Origin of the sequence: Natronospira bacteriovora (genome assembly GCF_030848495.1) — a bacterium.
Classification (GTDB): Bacteria; Pseudomonadota; Gammaproteobacteria; order Natronospirales; family Natronospiraceae; genus Natronospira; species Natronospira bacteriovora.
This window is the reverse complement of sequence record NZ_JAVDDT010000002.1, coordinates 422,626-441,808: the sequence shown is the minus strand read 5'-3', so window position 1 is coordinate 441,808 and position 19,183 is coordinate 422,626. Positions and strand designations below refer to the sequence as shown.

Genomic DNA, 19,183 nt, shown 5'->3' with positions numbered 1-19,183 from the left:
TGTGGCATTGCGGCGACAGTCTAATGCGACCCGAGCTGCCATGAAAGGCCGAAGCCAGCGAATTCTTGAAACCGTCACAATCAGGAAAGTTGCCATCATGAAAAAGGGCGGAAACCCGCAGGTCCCCGCCCTTCCGCACTCCCTCACCGCTGACCGGCGAGAGTCTCAGTCATCCACGCGAATACGCTCGCGATTACGCTCCACCGTGACTTCCCCGACACCGGACACCAGCGCCAGGTCGTCAGCACTCATGAAGCGGCCGTGCTCCTCACGAAACTCGACAATGGCTTCCGCACGGGCCTGGCCCACACCCGTCAGGGCTTCGGCCATTTCTTCGGCGCTTGCCTCATTGATATTGATGGCTTGCCCGGCGAAGAGCCCGTGGGCAAGGAAAAAGAGAGTGGCCGCAATCAGTGCCTTGAAGCGATTGTTCATGGTTCAACCCCTTTCACGATTTTCCGTTTTCACAATCAGCCAACCCGATTTGGCTGGCCCCCCGCCGGGATGTCCCTCATCCCGACGGTTGTGATTATGGACAGGAAAAATCGTGGAGGTCAGCGGTCAATGCCGATTCCGCTTGTAGGATTTTGCGGTACCGTGGGTAGGGCAATTTCGTAATGCGGGCGTGTTGTATTCCAATTCTTGCAGCTCGGACACTGCCAATGCAGGTGGCGCGCCGTGAATCCACACTCACTGCAGCGATAACGCGGAGCGGCTTCCAGGAAACGCTGAAGCGCATGACGCAGGGGCCGCATGCCCGCCTCCGAGGATTCGGGTGGCTCGCCGGTGAGCAGTTCCACCAGATCCGTAAACCCTTTCAATCCGGGCGCGCTGCGCAAGTACTGGGCGATACAGGCCTCGGCCTCCGGGTCCTTGATGGTGGGGTCCACAATGGCCGCCAGGGCAATCTGGGAAACGGCATTTCCGGAACTACGCTGCAGCTCCTGAAGAACTGCCGAAAACCCCTGTGGATGACCGATCTCCTGGAATAGACGATGCAGCGTAGGCAATAACTCCAGGGCAAGGGACACATCGCTTTCCAGCGCCTTCCTCAGACCGCGAATGGCCGCCTTGGGATTCCCCTCCTCCCGCATCAGTCGTGCACGCAGAAGGGCCGCCCTGACATTGCGCCGATCAAACATCTCCGCCCGCTTGAGAAAACGCCGGGCCTGGCGCAGGTCCCGCCCGGCTAGATGATGCTCGGCCAGTTCGCAGTAATACTGGGCCGCCCGCTCGTACTGGGGCTGCCCGGAAGCCAGCTCTAGCTTGCGCGCCATGAGAATGGCCTGCTCCCAGTCCTTCTGCTGCTCATAGATGGTGACCAGACGCCCAAGGGCCGCCTGCATGTAGGCCCGTACATCGGTCAACTCCAGGAACAGGCTTTCCGCACGGTCCAGCAGGCCGGCCCGCATGTAATCCTCGGCCAGGGCAAACAGGGCCTGGTGGCGCTGATGCCGACTCAGATTGGGGCGGGCAATCAGGTTCTGGTGGATACGAATGGCGCGATCAACCTCGCCCCGCCGCCGAAACAGGCTGCCGAGGGCAAAATGGGTTTCGACCGTATCGCTGTCCACCTCGACCATGCGGATGAAGACTTCGATGGCCTTGTCTGGCTCTTCCTCGAGCAGGTGATTCAGGCCACGGTAATAGTCCGCCCGCATGGCCGTCCCGCCTGCCCCGGCATTGCCGCCACCACGGTGACGGCGACCAAACAACCACCCCAGCAACAGTGTGGCCAGCGAAGCCAGAAGAATTATGAGGAAAAGTTCAGCGTCCATCCTTGATCGGAAGGCTCCGGAGATTGTTGACTTCCGTTTCCGCCAGACGGATGGCACGCCGCAGTCGGGCATTTTCCGAGCGCATCTTCATGACCATGCCGAAGGCAGCAAGAAAACCCGACAGGACACCGATCACGACGGCGGCCCAAAGGGCAATGGGCAATGGCAGGCTGACGCTGCCGAGTAGGTAATGCAGTTCGACCGAAGCGGTATTCACCCAGGTCAGGATAATGGCGACCAGCATGAAGATCACAAGCAGGGCGAGTCGAACATAACGCATGACAGGCTCACTCCAGGTACTCAATCCCCGATCCCATCGCGTCACTGATCACCGGCCAGTGAAAATCTGACACATGGCTGGCGGGCCCATGGGCAGTCGGACGGGTCTCCAGAGGCGAACTTTAGCACAGGCCGGCAGGCTTCAGGCTTCTTCGGCGCGCGCCAGCTCTTCCTGAAAGCCATCATTGACCCGCTCACGCAGATCCTTGCCGGGCTTGAAGTGAGGAACATGCTTTCCGGACAGAGCCACGGACTCCCCGGTCTTGGGGTTCCGGCCCATGCGCGGTGGACGGTAATGGAGGGAAAAGCTGCCAAAGCCGCGAATCTCGATTCGCCGCCCGTTGGAGAGGGAATTGCTCATCTGTTCCAGGATGGTCTTGACCGCCAGCTCCACATCCTTGGCGGGCAGATGCTGCAATCGGTTCGAGAGAACCTCGATCAGCTCGGACTTGGTGATTTTCTTCATGCCCTGACCCCATCTCCCTCTGAATTATTATATGGATGCGGATTATGGCAAAGAAAGCTCGGAAAAACCGCGCCCCGAAGGGCGCGGATCTTCCTTCACTTTCACTCAGCCGAGATCACTTGTTCTCGAGCTGTTCCTTCAGCAGGTCACCAAGGCTGGTGGTACCACCACTGCCCTGGCTGCTGTCGGAGTACTGCTTGACCGCCTTGCGCTCTTCCTGCTCATCCTTGGCCTTGACGGACAGGCTGATGACGCGGGTCTTGCGGTCCACGCCGACAATGCGGGCCTCGATCTCTTCGCCTTCCTTGAGCACGCTGCGGGCATCCTCGACCTTCTCGCGAGACAGCTCGGAAGCACGCAGATAACCTTCCTGCTCTTCCGGCAGATCCACGATGGCACCCTTGGCGTCCACTTCGCGGACGGTGCCCTTGATCATGCTGCCCTTGGGGTAATCGGCCAGGAAAGCACCCATGGGGTCCTTGTCCATCTGCTTGATACCCAGGGAGATGCGCTCACGCTCGGGATCCACGGACAGCACCACGGCCTCGACTTCGTCACCCTTCTTGAAGTCGCGGATGATGTCTTCGCCGGACTGATCCCAGGAGATGTCGGACAGGTGCACCAGACCATCGATGCCACCTTCCAGACCGACGAAGATACCAAAGTCCGTGATGGACTTGATCTTGCCGGAGATCTTGTCGCCCTTGTTGTGGGTGGCGGCAAACTCGTCCCAGGGGTTGGGCTTGCACTGCTTCATGCCGAGGGAGATGCGGCGACGCTCTTCGTCGATATCCAGCACCATGACTTCGACATCGTCGCCCACCTGGACAACCTTGCCGGGGTTGATGTTCTTGTTGGTCCAGTCCATTTCGGACACGTGGACCAGACCTTCAACACCTTCTTCGATCTCAACGAAGGCACCGTAATCCGCCAGGTTGGTGACCTTGCCGGTGATACGGGCGCCTTCCGGATAACGATGGGCAATCTGCACCCACGGATCCTCGCCGAGCTGTTTGAGACCCAGGGAAACGCGCATGCGCTCGCGGTCGAACTTGAGCACCTTGACGTCGATCTCGTCGCCCACATTCACCACCTCGGAGGGGTGGCTGACACGACGCCAGGCCATGTCGGTAATGTGCAGCAGGCCGTCGATGCCGCCCAGGTCCACGAAGGCACCGTAATCCGTCAGGTTCTTCACGATACCCTTGGAGACCAGGCCTTCCTGCAGCTCTTCCAGCAGCTTGTCGCGCTCTTCCTTGTACTCTTCCTCGACCACGGCACGGCGGGAGACCACCACGTTGTTGCGGCGACGGTCCAGCTTGATGACCTTGAATTCGAGTTCCTTGCCCTCGAGGTAGGTGGGATCGCGCACGGGGCGCACATCCACCAGGGAACCGGGGAGGAAGGCACGGATGTTGTCCAGGTCGACGGTGAAGCCGCCCTTGACCTTGCCACTGAGGTGGCCGTGCACGATTTCGCCGGCCTCGTAGGCACCCTCAAGCTTGGTCCAGGTGCGGGCACGCTTGGCCTTCTCGCGGGAAAGGCGGGTCTCGCCAAAGCCGTCTTCGACGGCGTCCAGGGCCACTTCGACTTCGTCGCCTTCCTGGACTTCCAGTTCACCGTTTTCGTTCTTGAACTGGTGGGCGGGAATCACGCCTTCGGACTTCAGGCCCGCATTGACGATGACGAAATCGTCGCGAATCTCCACCACCTTGGCGTGGATGATGGAACCGGGCTGCATCTGCTCTGCGGCGATGCTCTGTTCAAACAACTCAGCAAAACTTTCAGACATGTGTTTATCTTCCTGTGCCCTTCCGGGCATCTGATCAATTTCCGCCACGAGCCATCCCGCTCGTACCGGGTTTGGGCAATCGAATCCGACGTCCTGTCTGATCCGTCCAGTTGATGAATAGAATCAGGGCACCACCCGGTCAGGCCGGCCGGTGACCCGTCTTTTCTTCAACCAATGACAAAACGAGATCCAGCACCACCGGAATGGATTTATCGGTGGTGTCGATCTCCACGGCATCGTCGGCCGGCTTCAGCGGCGACGCCTTTCTTTCCGCATCGCGCCGATCCCGCTCGGCAATGGCCGATTCAAGCTCGCTGACATTAGCATCAATCCCTTTTTCCTTCAACTGCTTATGGCGTCTTCGGGCCCTTTCCGCCGGGGTGGCAGTGAGAAAGACCTTGACCTGGGCATCCGGGAACACCTCGGTCCCCATATCCCGGCCGTCGGCCACCAGGCCGGGGGGCTGGCGGAAATCCTTCTGCAGGCGCAGCAGTCCGGCCCGTACCGCCGGCAACGCCGCCACCTGGGAGGCCACGCCACCACAGGCCTCGGTGCGAATCTGCCCGCTCACATCACGGCCTTCCAGCAGCACTTTCTCGCCCTCGAAACGCACGCCCAGCCGTTCCGCCATCTGACCCAGGTGGGCTTCGGCATCCAGGGGTACGTCATTTTCCATGGCCGCATGAGCCAGAACCCGATACAGGGCGCCACTGTCCAGCAGGTGCCAACCCAGGCGCTCGGCCACCAATCGGGCAGTAGTACCCTTGCCGACACCGCTGGGACCATCAATGGTGATGACCGGAATGGAAGTCTGGGTCGCCATTACAGCTCCTTGATCCTGACACCGATCTGATCGGCTTTTTCGACGAAATTAGGGAACGATGTCGACACGTTATCGACATCTTCGATGATAATGGATTGACCATCCGGCAACTGGCCGGCCAGCAGGGCGAAACTCATGGCAATGCGATGGTCACCATGGCTGTCGATCCGCGCGCCGTGGCGCGGCGGCCCGGACAGGCGCAGGCCATCCGGCCATTCTTCGACCGCACAGCCAAGGCCCTGCAGACCCTCACACAGGGCGGTGATGCGGTCGCTTTCCTTGACCCGCAGCTCCTCGGCGCCACGGATGACGGTCTCGCCTTGGGCGGCGGTGGCCGCGATCATCAGGGCGGGAATCTCGTCGATGGCCAGGGCCACGTCCTCTGCTCCCACCTGAATGCCGCTCAGACGGCTCCCCAGCACATGAATATCGGCCACGGGCTCGCCACCCGCCAGCCGCTCGTTCTCCAGGCGAATAGCCGCCCCCATGCGTCGAAGTAGCCGCAGGATGCCGTCCCGGCTTGGATTGATGCCAACGGCCCGCAGACACAGCCGCCGGCCCGGGCTGGCCGCGGCGGCCGCGAGAAAGAAGGCCGCCGAGGAAAGATCCCCCGGCACCGCCACGTCACCACCGCGCAGAGCCCCTGGACGCAGGCGAACCCGCCCCTCGCCGAACTCGATGTCCGCGCCCAGGCCAGCCAGCATGCGTTCAGTGTGATCACGGCTGGGGGCCTGTTCACGCACCACGGTGTCACCGTCGGCATTGAGGCCGGCCAGCAGGATGGCCGATTTCACCTGTGCGCTGGCCACCGGCAAGGTGTAATCAATACCCTGGAGCCGCCCCCCGCCATGCAGACGCAGGGGGGGACAGCCCTCGCTGTCCTCGATCACCGCCCCCATGGTCCGCAGGGGCGTGACGATGCGGCCCATGGGCCGGCCCCGCAGGGAGGCATCGCCATCCAGCACGGCGGCAATGCCCTGCCCGGCCAGCAGCCCGGCCAGCAGCCTCAGACCGGTGCCCGAGTTGCCCAGATCCAGTGGGGTGGAGGGGTTGCGCAGGCCACCGCCACTGACCTGATAGGCCCCGTGCCCAAGGGCACGAATCTCGGCGCCAAGGGTTCGCAGGGCCTGCAGGGTGGCCAGGCAATCGGCTGATTCCAGCAGACCGTCGATGCGCCCACCGGCGGCAGACACCGCCAGAAACATCAGGGCCCGGTGGGAAATGGACTTGTCCCCCGGCACGCTGAGCACGGGCTCGCCCCCTTCCGGCAGGAAGGGGGCGGCATCGATCTGCCAGTTCCGCGTCACCCGGCGACTCAGGCGCTGACGCCCATGACCGCGTCAAAGGCCTGGAAGAAGCGCTCGTTTTCGCGCGGCAGACCAACCGACACCCGGATATGGGTCGGCAGACCGTAGGCGTCCACCGGCCGCACGATGACCCCCTGCTTGAGCAGGGCCTGAAAAACCTCGCGGGCCGGGCGTCCGGTATCCACGGTGACGAAGTTGCAGACCGAGGGAATGGTGGTGAAGCCCCGCTCACGCAGGCCCGACTGCATCTTGGCCAACTCTTCGCGGTTCATGTCCACGGACTGACGGATATGATCCTCATCCGCGAGGGCCGCGGTGGCTGCCACCTGGGCCAGGCTGTTGGGGTGGAAGGCCAGTCGCACCCGATTGAGCAGGTCGGTGATCTCGGCACTGGCCAGGGCGTAACCCACACGGATGCCGGCCAGGCCATAGGCCTTGGAGAAGGTCCGCATGACCAGCAGGTTGGGATAGCTGGCCAGCAGGCTCTGCCCATCCGGGTAGTCGGCTTCTTCCACGTATTCGAAATAGGCCTCATCCAGCACCACCAGACAGTCCGAAGGCACCCGCTTCAGGAAGGCCTCGAGGCGGGCGCGATCCAGCCAGGTGCCCGTGGGGTTGTTCGGGTTGGCGATGAACACCACCCGGGTGTTCTCGTCAATCTCGGCGGCCATGGCCTCCAGGTCATGCCCATAGGGCATGTCGGCGTGGTCTTCCGGCAGGGCCGATGCCACGCGCAGCTCGGCGCCGGCGGCCTGGGAAACGATGGCATAGATGGCAAAGGCGTACTTCGAGAACACCACATTGCGGCCCGGCCCGAGGAAAACCCGCGCAATCAGCTCGAGGATATGGTCGGAGCCGGTACCCAGGGTGATCTGACTGGCGTCGACGCCATGCTTCTCACACAGGGCACGCTTGAGATCGAAACCGTTGCCGTCCGGGTACAGGGCGAGATCGCCCACGGCGTCGCGAATGGCGGCCTGGGCCTTGGGGCTGGGTCCAAGGGGGTTTTCATTGGACGCCAGCTTGACGATGTCATCCAGCCCCAGCTCTCGCTGAAGTTCACTGATGGGTTTGCCCGGCTCATAGGGCTTGAGGCTCTGCACACCCGGCAGGGCCTGCTCCAGAAAACGCTTGGCCATGATGTCTCCAGAAGTTGCGGAATGCCGGCCCGGCAGGGCTCAGCCCCGCCCGGAGACCGGCGGAATGCTTCGGACTTTCAGGACGCCATCAATGGCCAGTATGCGCCCGGCGATATCGGGCGCCACTTCACCATCCACATCGATCAGGGTATAGGCCAGCTCGCCCCGGGATCGATTGAGCAGATCCACGATATTGAGCCCGGCCTCGGCCAGGGTGGTGCCCACCTGCCCCACCATATTGGGCACATTGGCATTGGCCACCGCCAGCCGCCCCCCGTCGGTGCGGGGCATGACGACATCCGGAAAATTCACGGAATTGCGTATGTTACCGTGCTCGAGAAATTCTCGCAGGTTCTGGACCGCCAGAACCGCCGAATTGGCCTCCGCCTCCCCGGTGGAAGCCCCCAGATGCGGCAGGGCCACCACCCCTGGCTGGCCCTGAAGCTCCGGGTGGGGAAAGTCGGTGACATAGGCCCCCAGCCGCCCTTCCGCCAGGGCCGCCAGCACGGCCGAGCGCCGCACCAGACCGTCACGGGCGAAGTTCAGCAAGAGAGCCGAGTCCGGCATCACGGCAATGCGCCGTTCATTGATCAGCTCGCGGGTCGCCTCGATCAGCGGCACATGCAGGCTGACCACATCGCATTCCGCCAGTAGCTCATCCAGGCTGCGCGCCTGACGAATATCCGAGGCCAGCCGCCAGGCGTGCTCCACGGTAATGCCGGGATCGTAGCCCACCACCTCCATGCCCAGGGCTCGGGCCGCATTGGCCACCTGCCCGCCGATCGCCCCCAGACCGACCACACCCAGACGGCGCCCGGGCAGTTCACGCCCGACGAATCGCTTCTTGCCGGCCTCCACCGCCTTTTCGAAGGTCTCGCCCTCGCCGCTCAGCTCCGCCACGAACGCCAGTGCGGGGGCGATGTGCCGAAAGCCCATGAACAGCCCCGCCAGCACCAGCTCCTTGACGGCATTGGCATTGGCCCCCGGCGCATTGAATACGGGAATGCCCTGCTCAGAGAGTTTCTCCACCGGGATGTTGTTCACCCCTGCCCCGGCCCGGGCAATCGCCTGCACCGTCTCCGGCAAAGGCTCCTGATGCAGATTGGCGGAGCGCACCAGAATCCCGTCCGGCTGCTCGATACTGGCGCCCACCTCATACTGACTGCGCGGAAACGCCTCCAGGCCCGCCTCGGCGATGTTGTTGTAGGTGCGAATCCTGAAAACCATTGATCAACCCTCAAATAAAATCGCCACAGATGAACACGGATAAACACAGATGGATATGAATGCAGTCAGCTCTGGTACACATGGTTGCTTCGCATCTGTGTTTATCTGTGTCCATCTGTGGCTAATCAACCATAACGACGTTCGAAGTCGCTCATGAAGTCCACCAGGGCCTGGACGCCCTCCTTGGGCATGGCGTTGTAGATGCTGGCGCGCAGGCCGCCCAGGGCGCGGTGGCCGCCGAGGGTCAGCAGGCCGGCCTGTTTGGCTTCCGCCTTGAAGGTGTCTTCCAGCGCCGGGTCGGCGAGGAAGAACGGCACATTCATCCGTGAACGGCATTCGGCCGCTACCGGGTTGGAATAGAAATCCGAGGCATCAATGGCGCCATACAGCAGGGCCGCCTTTTCACCATTGCGCTCGGCCATGACAGTCAGACCACCCTCCGCCTTCAGCCACTGGAAGACCAGGCCGGCCACGTACCAGGCAAAGGTGGGCGGCGTGTTGAGCATGGAGCCGGCCTTTGCCTGGGCCTGCAGATCCATCAGCGACGGCGTGCCTTCCCGCGCACCCTGCAACTGGTCTTCACGGACAATGACAATGCACAGCCCCGCCGGGCCGATGTTCTTCTGGGCCCCGGCATAGATGAGGCCATAGTCACGCACATTCACGGGCTCGGACAGAATGGAGGAGGAATAATCGGCCAGCAGCGGCGCCTCCACCGAGGGCAGCTCGGGAAAACGCAGGCCGTGGATGGTCTCGTTGGGGGTAATGTGGACGTAGTCGGCCTCCGGGTCGAAGCGGTATTCATCGGCCGCCGGCACACGACTGAAGCCATTGCCCTCGCAGTCTGCCGCCACGTTGACCTTACAGAAGCGACTGGCTTCCCGGATCGCCTTGTCCGACCAGTGCCCCGAGCGCACGTAATCGGCCCGCCCGCTGCCATTGGCCAGGTTCATCGGCAGGGTGGCAAACAGGGCGGTAGCCCCGCCCTGCAGGAACAGCACCCGGTAATCGTCGGGGATGGCCATCAGCTCACGCAGATCCGCCTCGGCCTGTTCGGCGATGGCGAGAAACTCCTTTCCCCGGTGACTCATTTCCATGGCGGACATGCCGCTGCCGTTGGTATCCAGCAGCTCACTGGCAATGCGCTGCAACACGGCCTCCGGCAACATGGCCGGGCCGGCACTGAAATTCCATGCACGCTTCATTCGGGCAATCCCCTTTGAACGACCGGGTCTGGTGGTTTCATTCCATCTTGCAAAAAAAACGGCCCTCACACCAGTGAGGGCCGCTTATACAGAGCATAGCGCGAGCCTGGGAAAGCCCGGGCTTATTCCTCCGAGGTGGCTTCGCCGTCGCCACCCTCTTCGCCTTCGGCTTCCTCGTCACCGTTGAGGGCTTCGATTCGCTCGACCCCCACCAGCTTCTCGCCGTCCGCCAGACGAATGAGGCGCACGCCCTGGGTGTTGCGACCGACCACGGAAATGTCCGCCACCGGGGTCCGCACCAGAGTACCGCCGTTGCTGATCAGCATGATCTCATCGTCGTCATACACCAGCTGGGCACCGACCACGCCGCCATTGCGGGCCGAGGTCTGAATGGACTTGATGCCCTGACCACCGCGACCCTGCACGGAGTACTCACTCACGGGCGTGCGCTTGCCGTAACCGTTCTCGGTGGCGGTGAGCACCTGACATTCCTCGCTGGCGATCTGCAGGCTGACCACCTGCTCGCCCTTGGGCAGGCGAATGCCGCGCACGCCCGAGGCGGTGCGGCCCATGACGCGCACATCCGATTCCTTGAAGCGGATGGCCTTGCCATTGGTGCCGAACAGCATGATGTCCGAACCGCCATCGGTAATGGCCGCGCCCACCAGGGCATCGTCGTCCTTCAGGCCAACGGCAATGATGCCGTTGCTGCGGGGCCGGGAAAACTGCTCCAGGGAGGTCTTCTTCACCACACCCTGACGGGTGGCCATGAAGACGAAGTGATCCGGATCGTATTCGCGCACCGGCAGCACCGTGGTGATGCGCTCCTCCGGCTCCAGCGGCAGGAGATTGACGATGGGTTTGCCGCGGGCGCCACGTCCCGCCTGGGGAAGCTGGTAGACCTTCAGCCAGTACACCTTGCCGGCACTGGAGAAGCACAGCACCGTGTCATGGGTATTGGCGATGAAGAGCTTGTCGATGAAGTCCTCGTCCTTGACCTGGGTCGCCGCCTTGCCGCGCCCGCCCCGTCGCTGGGCCCGGTAGGCATCCAGGGGCTGGGACTTGACGTAGCCGGTGTGGGACAGGGTCACCACCATGTCCTCTTCGGAAATCAGGTCTTCGATGGACAGGTCGCTGTGACTGGCCTGGATCTCGGTACGGCGCTCGTCACCGTACTGCTCCATGATCGCTTCCAGCTCTTCGCGGATGACCTGGTTCAGGCGGTCTTCGTTGTTCAGTATTTCACGCAGATCCTCAATACGTTCCAGCAATTCCTTGTATTCATTGAGGATCTTATCCTGTTCAAGCCCGGTCAGGCGATGCAGCTTGAGGTCCAGGATGGCCTGGGCCTGGGTCTCGGTGAGCTGGTACTCGCCATCCACCAGACCGAACTCGGGGCCCAGCCCTTCCGGCCTAGAGGCTTCGGCACCGGCGCGTTCAAGCATGTCCAGCACAATCCCCGGCGCCCAGCGACGGGCCACCAGTGCGGCCTTGGCCTCGGCCGGACCGGGGGATTGCTTGATCAATTCGATGACCGGGTCGATATTGGCCAGGGCCACCGCCAGGCCTTCCAGCACATGGGCGCGTTCACGCGCCTTGCGCAGATCGAAGATGGTACGGCGGATGACCACTTCCCGGCGATGACGCAGGAAGGCTTCCAGCACCTGCTTGAGGTTCATCAGGCGCGGCTGGCCGTCCACCAGGGCCACCATGTTGATGCCGAACACCTGCTGCATCTGGGTCATCTGATACAGATTGTTCAGCACCACGTCGGTCACTTCGCCCCGGCGCAGTTCGATCACCATGCGCATGCCGTCCTTGTCGGACTCGTCGCGCAGATTGGTGATGCCTTCCAGTTTCTTGTCCTTGACCAGCTCGGCGATCTTTTCCAGCAGGCGGGCCTTGTTGACCTGATAGGGCAGCTCGGTGACGACGATGGTGTCCTTGCCGCTCTTCTCGTCGCTTTCGATCTCCGTGCGGGCGCGGATATAGATGCGCCCACGACCGGTGCGATAGGCCTCGTGAATACCCCGGGCACCGTTGATGATCCCGGCGGTGGGAAAATCCGGGCCGGGCAGGTACTCCATCAGCCCTTCCACATCCAGTTCCGGGTTCTGCAACAGCGCGATGCAGGCGCTGATGGTCTCGCGCAGGTTATGAGGCGGGATGTTGGTGGCCATGCCCACCGCGATGCCGGATGAGCCATTGACCAGCAGATTGGGCAGCCTGGCCGGCAGTACGCCCGGCTCCCATTCGGTTTCGTCATAGTTGGGGATGAAATCGACGGTTTCCTTGTCGATGTCAGCCAGCATCTCGTGGGCAATCTTGTCCATGCGCACTTCGGTGTAACGCATGGCGGCCGGGGCATCACCGTCGATGGAACCGAAGTTGCCCTGACCGTCCACCAGGGTATAGCGCATGGAGAAGGGCTGCGCCATGCGCACCAGGGCGTCATAGACCGCCGAATCACCATGTGGGTGATATTTACCGATCACATCACCGACCACACGGGCCGATTTCTTGTAGGGCTTGTTGAAGTCGTTGCCCAGCTGCTTCTGGGCGTACAGGATGCGACGGTGGACAGGCTTGAGACCATCCCGAACGTCCGGGAGTGCGCGCCCCACGATCACGCTCATGGCGTAATCCAGGTAGGACTGGCGCATCTCGTCTTCGAGATTCACATTGGCAATTTCGCGTGCGATATCGGCCATTGGGCAGGCTCGCTCCCCGGTTGATCAACGCGGTGACAGGCAAGCGATCCATCCCGGACCGCCTGCTACCGGGCGAGACGCCCGGCGCGGATATAAAGGGTCAATGTTACCACAGCCGGGCCGGCACGGAGCGCCTCCGGCACAGCCTGGGGATCAGGGCCGGGCCGGCTCGGCCAACAACTCCATGCCCTCGCCGGACGCCGGCCAGGACACGCCATTTTCGGTGATGATGGCGGTCACCAGAGAAGCTGGCGTGACATCGAAGGCGGGATTGCGGGTGCGAACACCGGCAATGCCGTGCTCCAGACCGGCCGCCCGCCAGATTTCACCCGCCTCGCGGTCTTCGATTTCGATGTCCTCACCGGATTCCAGGCTCACATCCACGGTGCTGGCCGGCGCGGCGACATAGAAGGGAATCTTGTGGGCGCGGGCCGCCAGGGCCAGGGCGTAGCTGCCAATCTTGTTGGCCACGTCGCCGCGCCGAGTGATGCGATCCGCGCCGATGATCACCGCGTCCACCTCTCCCGCCTGCATCATGGCCGCCGCCGCACTGTCCACGATCAGGGTGACGGGGATGCCGTCCTCGGCCAATTCCCAACTGGTCAGACGCAGCCCCTGCAGCCAGGGCCGGGTCTCGGTGGCCATGACCGACTGCAGGCGACCGGACGACCAGGCGGTGCGCACCACCCCGAGTGCGGTCCCGTGCCCGCCGGTGGCCAGAGCCCCGGTGTTGCAATGGGTGAGCACACGGGCCCGCTCGGGCAGCAGGGCCGCCCCCAGCTCACCGATGCGCTGGTTGGCGGCCAGATCGGCGGCCTGGATATGGGCCGCCAGCCGTCCGGCCACCGCCAGGGCGGCCGCGGCGGTTTCGCAGCCGGCAATCTGGCGCTGCGTGGCAGTAATGGCCCAATGCAGATTGACCGCCGTGGGGCGGGCCCCGGCCAGCTGGCTCAGACGCTCCTGCAGGGCCGCCGACCAATCCTCGCGGCCTGCCACCTCATGCAGGGCCAGCACCACGCCCCAGGCGGCGGCAATGCCAATGGCCGGGGCGCCGCGCACTGCCATCACATGAATTGCATCGGCCACCTGCCGGCTGTTCTCGCAGACCAGCCAGCGGTTCTCGCCCGGCAGCAGGCGCTGGTCCAGCACCCGCAGACAGGGTTTGTCTTCTTCCCATTGCAGGGGCACCAGCATGAGGGGTCTCCCGAAAGCGATTGAGGGGCGTTATGGTACCCCATCATCCCCTTGGAACCGGATAGCGCCATGCCGTGGAAAACGCCCCTGCTCCTCGCCCTGATCGTGCCGGCCAGCGTGCTGGCCAATGAACAGCGATTCAGCCCCGAGGACATCCTGGACTGGGAGTCACGCAGCTTTCAGGGTGAAACACATTATGCGGTGAAAGACGTGGACGGTCGGCCCGCCCTGCAGGCCGATTGCGAGGACAGCGCCTCCGGCCTCTACCGTGAAGCCAACATCGATCTCGGCAAGACACCGATCATCGAGTGGTACTGGCGCATTGAATCCACCTTCGGTGAGGACATCGACGAGACCCGTCGCGCCGGCGACGATTACCCGGTCCGGCTCTACCTGGTCAAGGACGGCGGCTGGCGGCGCTGGCAGACCCGCGCGGTGAACTACGTCTGGGCCAGCGCCAAGGAGAAGGACAGCGAGTGGCCGAATGCCTACACCCGCCGCGCCATGATGCTGGCCCTGCAATCCGGCGAGGACAAGGCCGGGCAATGGGTGCGCGAACGTCGTCTCATCGCCGATGATTTCGAACGCCTGCACGGTGAGCGCCCGCAGACCATCGACGCCATTGCCATCATGAGCGACTGCGACGACACCGGTGAACACATCCGGGGCTGGTATGGGGAGATCCGCCTGCTGCCGGAATAGGCCGGCAGCGTGGATGGTATAGTGACGCCCCTCAGCACGCACGCAAGATGACGCAGAAACTCACCCTCACGCTGGAGAGTCGCTATGGATGACGTCGTGGATGTCCTGACCCGGCCGAATCTGTTGGAGATGTTCCTGCTCTGGACCGGCCGTATTGCGGTTGCCCTGCTGATCTTCATCATCGGGCGCTGGATCGCCCGCATGGTTGGCCGGCAGTTGGAGAAGGCGCTCACGCGGGCCAATATGGACCCGACCCTGGCCCAGTTCGGCGGTACGGTCGCCGGCGCGCTCATCACCGTGATCGCCCTGATCGCCGCCCTCACCCATCTGGGCATCCAGGTCACGTCCCTGGTCGCCATTCTCGGTGCCGCCACCCTGGCCATTGGCCTGGCCATGCGCGATTCCCTGTCCAATTTTGCGGCCGGTGCCATGCTGATGGGCTATCGCCCCTTCAAGGCCGGTGACTTCGTCGAGGCCGGCGGACAGATGGGCGTAGTGGAAGCGGTGGGTATTTTTCATACCCGGATTCGCACCACCACCAACCAGGAAATCATCATCCCCAACAGCCGCATCTATGGCGACGTGATCACCAACTACTCGGCCCGCGAGCGCCGTCGCATCGATGTCACCGTGGGCATCAGCTATGACGATGACATCGCCGAGGCCAAGCAGATCATCCGCGAAGTGATTGCTGATGATGAACGTCTGCACCCGGAGCCGGCCCCCATCATCTGGGTGGGTGAGATGGCGGACAGCAGCATCGATCTGTGGGTCAAGGTCTGGACCGATCTGGATCCCTTCTGGGATGCCCGCAGCGACCTGCTGGAGAACATCAAGAAGCGCTTTGACGAGCGCGGCATCACCATCCCCTACCCGCAGCGGGATGTGCACCTGTACGGAGAGAACCCCACGCCATGAGCCAGTCCGTGGATACCCTGATCGAAGCCGCCTGGGTGGTACCTGTGGCACCCGAGGATACGGTGCTGGACAACCATGCCGTGGCCGTTCGCGATGGCCGAATCGTGGACGTCCTACCCATCGACGAGGCGCGCCGACGGTTTGTGGCGGAAGAGACGGTGAACCTTCCTGATCATGTGCTCACCGCGGGCTTTGTCAATGCCCACACCCACGCCGCCATGAGCCTGCTGCGTGGTTTTGCCGACGACCTGCCACTGATGACCTGGCTCAACGAGCATGTCTGGCCGGCGGAAGGTGCCTTCGTGGGGCCGGACTTCGTGCGTGACGGCACGGAGCTGGCCATCGCCGAGATGCTGAAAGGTGGCACCACCTGTTTCAACGACATGTACTTCTTCCCGGATGTGGTGGCACGCACGGCCAGCCGTCACGGCATGCGCGCCTCGGTCGGGATGATTGTGATCGAGTTTCCCAGTGCTTGGGCGCAGAACCCCGCGGAGTATCTGAGCAAGGGTCTTGCGGTGCGTGATGACTTCAAGGCCGACCCCCTGATTTCCTTCGTCTTTGCCCCGCACGCCCCCTACACCGTGTCCGACGACAGCCTGGAAAAACTTCGGGGCTATGCGGATGAACTGGATTGTGCAGTGCACATGCACGTGCATGAAACGGCCCAGGAAGTGGCTGATGCCGAGGCACAGAACGGAGAACGGCCGCTGGCCCGCCTCGCGCGCCTCGGCCTGCTGAACCCAAGCATGCTGTGTGTTCACATGACCCAGCTCACCGATGAAGAAGTTGAACTGGTGGCGACCCATGGCGCCTCGGTGCTGCACTGCCCGGAATCCAACCTCAAGCTGGCCAGTGGCTTCTGCCCGACGGCCCGCCTGGATGCGGCCGGCGTCAATCTGGGCCTTGGCACCGACGGTGCGGCCAGCAACAATGACCTGGACATGATCGGGGAAATGCGCACCGCGGCCATGCTGGCCAAGACCGTAGCCGGCGATGCCGCTGCCCTCCCCGCCAGTCGCGTATTGCACATGGCGACCCTGGGCGGGGCCAGAGCCCTGGGTCTTGACGACCAGATTGGCTCGCTGGAGACCGGGAAGTGGGCGGATCTGACCGCCGTTAATCTGGATCGTTTTTCCACCCAGCCGGTCTACAACCCTGTCTCCCAGCTCGTCTACGCGGCCAGCCGGGATCAGGTCAGCGACGTCTGGGTGGCCGGCCGACGGCTGCTTCAGACGGGACGTCTGACCGCCATGGATGAACAGGACGTTGCTCGACGGGCACGCGAGTGGGGCCGGAAGATTGACGAGAATCGCCGCAGCAGGCAGCCAACGGGTAAACAATCATGAGTGAGCGCACCGCCCGCAACGTGGATCCGGGCGAAATCGAGAAATTCGAAGCCACGGCCTCGCGCTGGTGGGATGCGGAAGGCGAGTTCCGTACCCTGCACGAGATCAACCCCCTTCGTCTGGATTACATCCGCCGGCGCTGCGGCCCCCTGTCGGGCAGACGCGTGCTTGACGTGGGCTGCGGCGGTGGCCTGCTGTGCGAAGGCATGGCGGCCGACGGCGCAGACGTCACCGGTATCGACCTCGGCCAGACCGCCCTCTCGGTGGCCGACCTGCATCTGCTGGAATCCGGCCTCAAGGTAGAGTACCTGCGTCGCAGTGTGGAGGAGCACGCCGATGAGCGGCCGCAGGAATACGATATCGTCACCTGCCTGGAGATGATCGAGCATGTGCCCGATCCGGCCTCCGTTGTGGCCGCCTGCGCCCGCCTGGTCAAACCCGGCGGCCAGCTCATCTTTTCCACCATCAACCGCACCCCCAAGGCCTGGCTGATGGCCATCGTGGGTGCGGAATACGTGCTTGGGCTGCTACCCCGGGGCACCCATGAATATGACAAGTTCATTCGCCCCTCGGAACTGCGCCGCTGGGCGGCCGAGGTCGGGCTGACACACCATGACAGTACTGGCCTGCACTACAACCCGCTCACCCGCGATTACCACATGGGCGGCAATGTGGACGTCAACTACTTCATGCATTTCGGAAAGACGGACTGATGCGCTATCGTGCCCTGCTGCTGGATCTTGATGGCACCCTGGCGGACACCGCCGCCGACCTGGGCGCTGCCCTGAATGCCTTGCTGCTGGAGGAAGGCCGTGCTGCGCTGCCGCCCGAGCGCATTCGACCAGTGGCCTCGGACGGGGCCCGGGGCCTGCTCTCCCTCGGTTTTGCCGTGAGTCATGAGGATGCCCGTTTTGCCGGCCTCCGGGAGCGCCTGCTGGACGCCTACATGGCCCGTATTGCCGCCGAAACCCGCCTGTTCGACGGCATGCAGACACTGCTTGCCCGCGTGGCCGAAGCCGGCATGCATTGGGGTATTGTCACCAACAAGCCCACCTGGTTGACCGAACCCCTGATGAGCGCCCTGGCCGTGGAACCGCCCGCTGCCTGCGTGGTCTGCGGCGACACGGCTGAGCACGCCAAGCCCCACCCGGCACCGCTGTTGCATGCGGCCCGGGCGATTGGCTGCGCACCGCAGGAATGCCTCTATGTGGGGGATGCGGCAAGAGACATTGAGGCGGCCATTGCCGCGGGCATGCCGGCACTGGTGGCCGGCTGGGGCTATTTACCGGAGGATGACGATCCCGGCCGCTGGGGCGCGCAGGCGATCCTGGCAAGCCCTGAAGCCCTGCGGCAATGGCTGAGTCCGCACCTCGCCATGAGTCGCACTGACACCGTCAGCGGCCACGGCTGAACCAGATTCATGGCAGATATGGCAACTCATGATGCGCTGCGGGATGCCATTGCCCGCGATCCGGAACTCAGCCTCGTCCGACCCTTTCTGCCGCAGGGCCAGCGTGATGGCCAGATCGCTCTGCACGCCCTCTTGAACGAAATCCGGCAAAGCGTATTCTCGGTCAGCGACGAATCCATCGCCCGGGTAAAACTGGCCTGGTGGCGGGATGAATTGGAACGCCTGCTGAATGGCCGCGCCAGTCATCCCTTGACTGAATCGCTGGCCCGTCGGGCCGATTGGCAGCGACTGGACGGCGAGGAACTGGGCGAGCTGCTGGAGGGCGTGCTGATGCGTCTCGAGGCTCGCCTTTATAATGATGATGACGAAATGCTGCTGCACTGCTGGCGCAATGAAGGCGCCGCGGCTGTCTGCAGCGCCCGACTGGCCGGAGCCGCAGAAGGCGCGACCCTGAGAGCGGCTCGCGACCTGGGTCTGGCCCGGGCGTTGCTGCATATCGTCCTTGGCTTTGAAGAGGAACGGCAGCAGCAGCGTTGCTGGATTCCAGCAGAACGTATTCGTATGGCTGGGGGCGACGCTGCCGGTCTGATCACGGACGGCATCGAACCCGACCGCCGTGCCGAATTGCTGGAGGGTATCGCGGTGCTGGCTGAGGCGCGCCATGCCCAGGCACTGGAAATGGCACCGAGCGGGCAGGAAAGGAAAACCTTGCGAATGGCTGCCCTGATGACAGCCCTGCCCCTTCGACAACTGCAGAGACTGCGGCGGAAGGACTTTCGAGAAGGTGGAATCGGCCCCCTGGCCAGGCTACTGGCCGTCTGGCGGGTCGCTCGACGGGAGGCCGGGATCAGCGGCTGACCGCCCTGTCACGAACAATCAAAT

18 protein-coding genes are annotated in these 19,183 nt (G+C 63.3%); 6 read left to right on the top strand and 12 right to left on the bottom strand.

Going from position 1 to position 19,183, the window contains the following annotated elements; translation table 11 throughout:
- Window positions 1-165: 165 nt before the first annotated feature.
- The 12 genes from RBH19_RS04825 to mtnA form a co-directional block, all read right to left on the bottom strand.
- Window positions 166-435 carry a helix-hairpin-helix domain-containing protein gene (locus tag RBH19_RS04825; protein WP_306727675.1) on the bottom strand — a complete coding sequence of 90 codons (270 nt, stop codon included), beginning with the start codon at window positions 433-435 and terminating at the stop codon, window positions 166-168.
- A 119-nt stretch (window positions 436-554) separates the two neighbouring features.
- Window positions 555-1,778 carry a lipopolysaccharide assembly protein LapB gene (lapB, locus tag RBH19_RS04820; RefSeq protein WP_306727674.1) on the bottom strand — a complete coding sequence of 408 codons (1,224 nt, stop codon included), beginning with the start codon at window positions 1,776-1,778 and terminating at the stop codon, window positions 555-557.
- The gene (locus RBH19_RS04815; protein WP_306727673.1) at window positions 1,768-2,058 is read right to left on the bottom strand and encodes a LapA family protein; all 291 of its coding nucleotides are present in this window, start codon (window positions 2,056-2,058) and stop codon (window positions 1,768-1,770) included. Before RBH19_RS04815 ends, lapB begins: the two co-directional genes overlap by 11 nt.
- A gap of 141 nt (window positions 2,059-2,199) precedes the next feature.
- Window positions 2,200-2,514, bottom strand: a complete 315-nt coding sequence (locus RBH19_RS04810) for an integration host factor subunit beta (RefSeq protein ID WP_306727830.1) — start codon at window positions 2,512-2,514, stop codon at window positions 2,200-2,202.
- 124 nt (window positions 2,515-2,638) lie between these two features.
- Window positions 2,639-4,345, bottom strand: coding sequence for a 30S ribosomal protein S1 (gene rpsA / locus RBH19_RS04805; protein WP_306727829.1), 1,707 nt, complete (start codon window positions 4,343-4,345; stop codon window positions 2,639-2,641).
- Window positions 4,346-4,454: 109 nt separating this feature from the next.
- Window positions 4,455-5,138, bottom strand: coding sequence for a (d)CMP kinase (gene cmk / locus RBH19_RS04800; RefSeq protein WP_306727672.1), 684 nt, complete (start codon window positions 5,136-5,138; stop codon window positions 4,455-4,457).
- Complete coding sequence (aroA, locus tag RBH19_RS04795) at window positions 5,138-6,427, bottom strand: 3-phosphoshikimate 1-carboxyvinyltransferase (RefSeq protein WP_306727828.1); 1,290 nt, start codon at window positions 6,425-6,427, stop codon at window positions 5,138-5,140. Before aroA ends, cmk begins: the two co-directional genes overlap by 1 nt.
- A 26-nt stretch (window positions 6,428-6,453) precedes the next feature.
- Entirely contained in the window at window positions 6,454-7,584 is a 1,131-nt protein-coding gene (hisC, locus tag RBH19_RS04790) for a histidinol-phosphate transaminase (RefSeq protein WP_306727671.1), read from the bottom strand.
- Window positions 7,585-7,623: 39 nt separating this feature from the next.
- Complete coding sequence (locus tag RBH19_RS04785) at window positions 7,624-8,811, bottom strand: phosphoglycerate dehydrogenase (protein ID WP_306727670.1); 1,188 nt, start codon at window positions 8,809-8,811, stop codon at window positions 7,624-7,626.
- Between the two features lie 125 nt (window positions 8,812-8,936).
- On the bottom strand, window positions 8,937-10,016 hold the full coding sequence (gene serC, locus RBH19_RS04780) for a 3-phosphoserine/phosphohydroxythreonine transaminase (RefSeq protein ID WP_306727669.1): 1,080 nt from the start codon (window positions 10,014-10,016) through the stop codon (window positions 8,937-8,939).
- A gap of 122 nt (window positions 10,017-10,138) precedes the next feature.
- Entirely contained in the window at window positions 10,139-12,727 is a 2,589-nt protein-coding gene (gene gyrA, locus RBH19_RS04775) for a DNA gyrase subunit A (RefSeq protein WP_306727668.1), read from the bottom strand.
- A gap of 153 nt (window positions 12,728-12,880) precedes the next feature.
- The gene (mtnA, locus tag RBH19_RS04770) at window positions 12,881-13,921 is read right to left on the bottom strand and encodes an S-methyl-5-thioribose-1-phosphate isomerase (protein WP_306727667.1); all 1,041 of its coding nucleotides are present in this window, start codon (window positions 13,919-13,921) and stop codon (window positions 12,881-12,883) included.
- A 69-nt stretch (window positions 13,922-13,990) separates the two neighbouring features.
- Here mtnA and RBH19_RS04765 point away from each other — a divergent pair, with 69 nt between their 5' ends.
- The 6 genes from RBH19_RS04765 (at window position 13,991) to RBH19_RS04740 (ending at window position 19,159) form a co-directional block, all read left to right on the top strand.
- Window positions 13,991-14,623, top strand: a complete 633-nt coding sequence (locus RBH19_RS04765; protein WP_306727666.1) for a DUF3047 domain-containing protein — start codon at window positions 13,991-13,993, stop codon at window positions 14,621-14,623.
- An 84-nt stretch (window positions 14,624-14,707) separates the two neighbouring features.
- A complete protein-coding gene (locus tag RBH19_RS04760) occupies window positions 14,708-15,541 on the top strand; it encodes a mechanosensitive ion channel family protein (protein WP_306727665.1) in 834 nt (277 codons plus the stop codon).
- On the top strand, window positions 15,538-16,890 hold the full coding sequence (locus RBH19_RS04755; RefSeq protein WP_306727664.1) for a TRZ/ATZ family hydrolase: 1,353 nt from the start codon (window positions 15,538-15,540) through the stop codon (window positions 16,888-16,890). Before RBH19_RS04760 ends, RBH19_RS04755 begins: the two co-directional genes overlap by 4 nt.
- The gene (gene ubiG, locus RBH19_RS04750; protein ID WP_306727663.1) at window positions 16,887-17,603 is read left to right on the top strand and encodes a bifunctional 2-polyprenyl-6-hydroxyphenol methylase/3-demethylubiquinol 3-O-methyltransferase UbiG; all 717 of its coding nucleotides are present in this window, start codon (window positions 16,887-16,889) and stop codon (window positions 17,601-17,603) included. Before RBH19_RS04755 ends, ubiG begins: the two co-directional genes overlap by 4 nt.
- Entirely contained in the window at window positions 17,603-18,301 is a 699-nt protein-coding gene (locus RBH19_RS04745) for an HAD family hydrolase (RefSeq protein WP_306727662.1), read from the top strand. Before ubiG ends, RBH19_RS04745 begins: the two co-directional genes overlap by 1 nt.
- A gap of 9 nt (window positions 18,302-18,310) precedes the next feature.
- On the top strand, window positions 18,311-19,159 hold the full coding sequence (locus RBH19_RS04740; protein ID WP_306727661.1) for a squalene/phytoene synthase family protein: 849 nt from the start codon (window positions 18,311-18,313) through the stop codon (window positions 19,157-19,159).
- Window positions 19,160-19,183 lie beyond the last annotated feature (24 nt).

Bases quoted from the DNA above. Each gene is read 5' to 3' on its own strand.
- RBH19_RS04765 (WP_306727666.1), top strand. From the start codon at position 13,991: ATGCCGTGGAAAACGCCCCTGCTCCTCGCCCTGATCGTGCCGGCCAGC.
- rpsA (WP_306727829.1), bottom strand. From the start codon at position 4,345: ATGCCCGGAAGGGCACAGGAAGATAAACACATGTCTGAAAGTTTTGCT.
- RBH19_RS04785 (WP_306727670.1), bottom strand. From the start codon at position 8,811: ATGGTTTTCAGGATTCGCACCTACAACAACATCGCCGAGGCGGGCCTG.
- RBH19_RS04740 (WP_306727661.1), top strand. From the start codon at position 18,311: ATGGCAGATATGGCAACTCATGATGCGCTGCGGGATGCCATTGCCCGC.
- RBH19_RS04745 (WP_306727662.1), top strand. From the start codon at position 17,603: ATGCGCTATCGTGCCCTGCTGCTGGATCTTGATGGCACCCTGGCGGAC.
- RBH19_RS04815 (WP_306727673.1), bottom strand. From the start codon at position 2,058: ATGCGTTATGTTCGACTCGCCCTGCTTGTGATCTTCATGCTGGTCGCC.
- ubiG (WP_306727663.1), top strand. From the start codon at position 16,887: ATGAGTGAGCGCACCGCCCGCAACGTGGATCCGGGCGAAATCGAGAAA.
- RBH19_RS04755 (WP_306727664.1), top strand. From the start codon at position 15,538: ATGAGCCAGTCCGTGGATACCCTGATCGAAGCCGCCTGGGTGGTACCT.
- RBH19_RS04760 (WP_306727665.1), top strand. From the start codon at position 14,708: ATGGATGACGTCGTGGATGTCCTGACCCGGCCGAATCTGTTGGAGATG.
- lapB (WP_306727674.1), bottom strand. From the start codon at position 1,778: ATGGACGCTGAACTTTTCCTCATAATTCTTCTGGCTTCGCTGGCCACA.
- mtnA (WP_306727667.1), bottom strand. From the start codon at position 13,921: ATGCTGGTGCCCCTGCAATGGGAAGAAGACAAACCCTGTCTGCGGGTG.
- cmk (WP_306727672.1), bottom strand. From the start codon at position 5,138: ATGGCGACCCAGACTTCCATTCCGGTCATCACCATTGATGGTCCCAGC.
- RBH19_RS04825 (WP_306727675.1), bottom strand. From the start codon at position 435: ATGAACAATCGCTTCAAGGCACTGATTGCGGCCACTCTCTTTTTCCTT.
- gyrA (WP_306727668.1), bottom strand. From the start codon at position 12,727: ATGGCCGATATCGCACGCGAAATTGCCAATGTGAATCTCGAAGACGAG.
- hisC (WP_306727671.1), bottom strand. From the start codon at position 7,584: ATGGCCAAGCGTTTTCTGGAGCAGGCCCTGCCGGGTGTGCAGAGCCTC.
- serC (WP_306727669.1), bottom strand. From the start codon at position 10,016: ATGAAGCGTGCATGGAATTTCAGTGCCGGCCCGGCCATGTTGCCGGAG.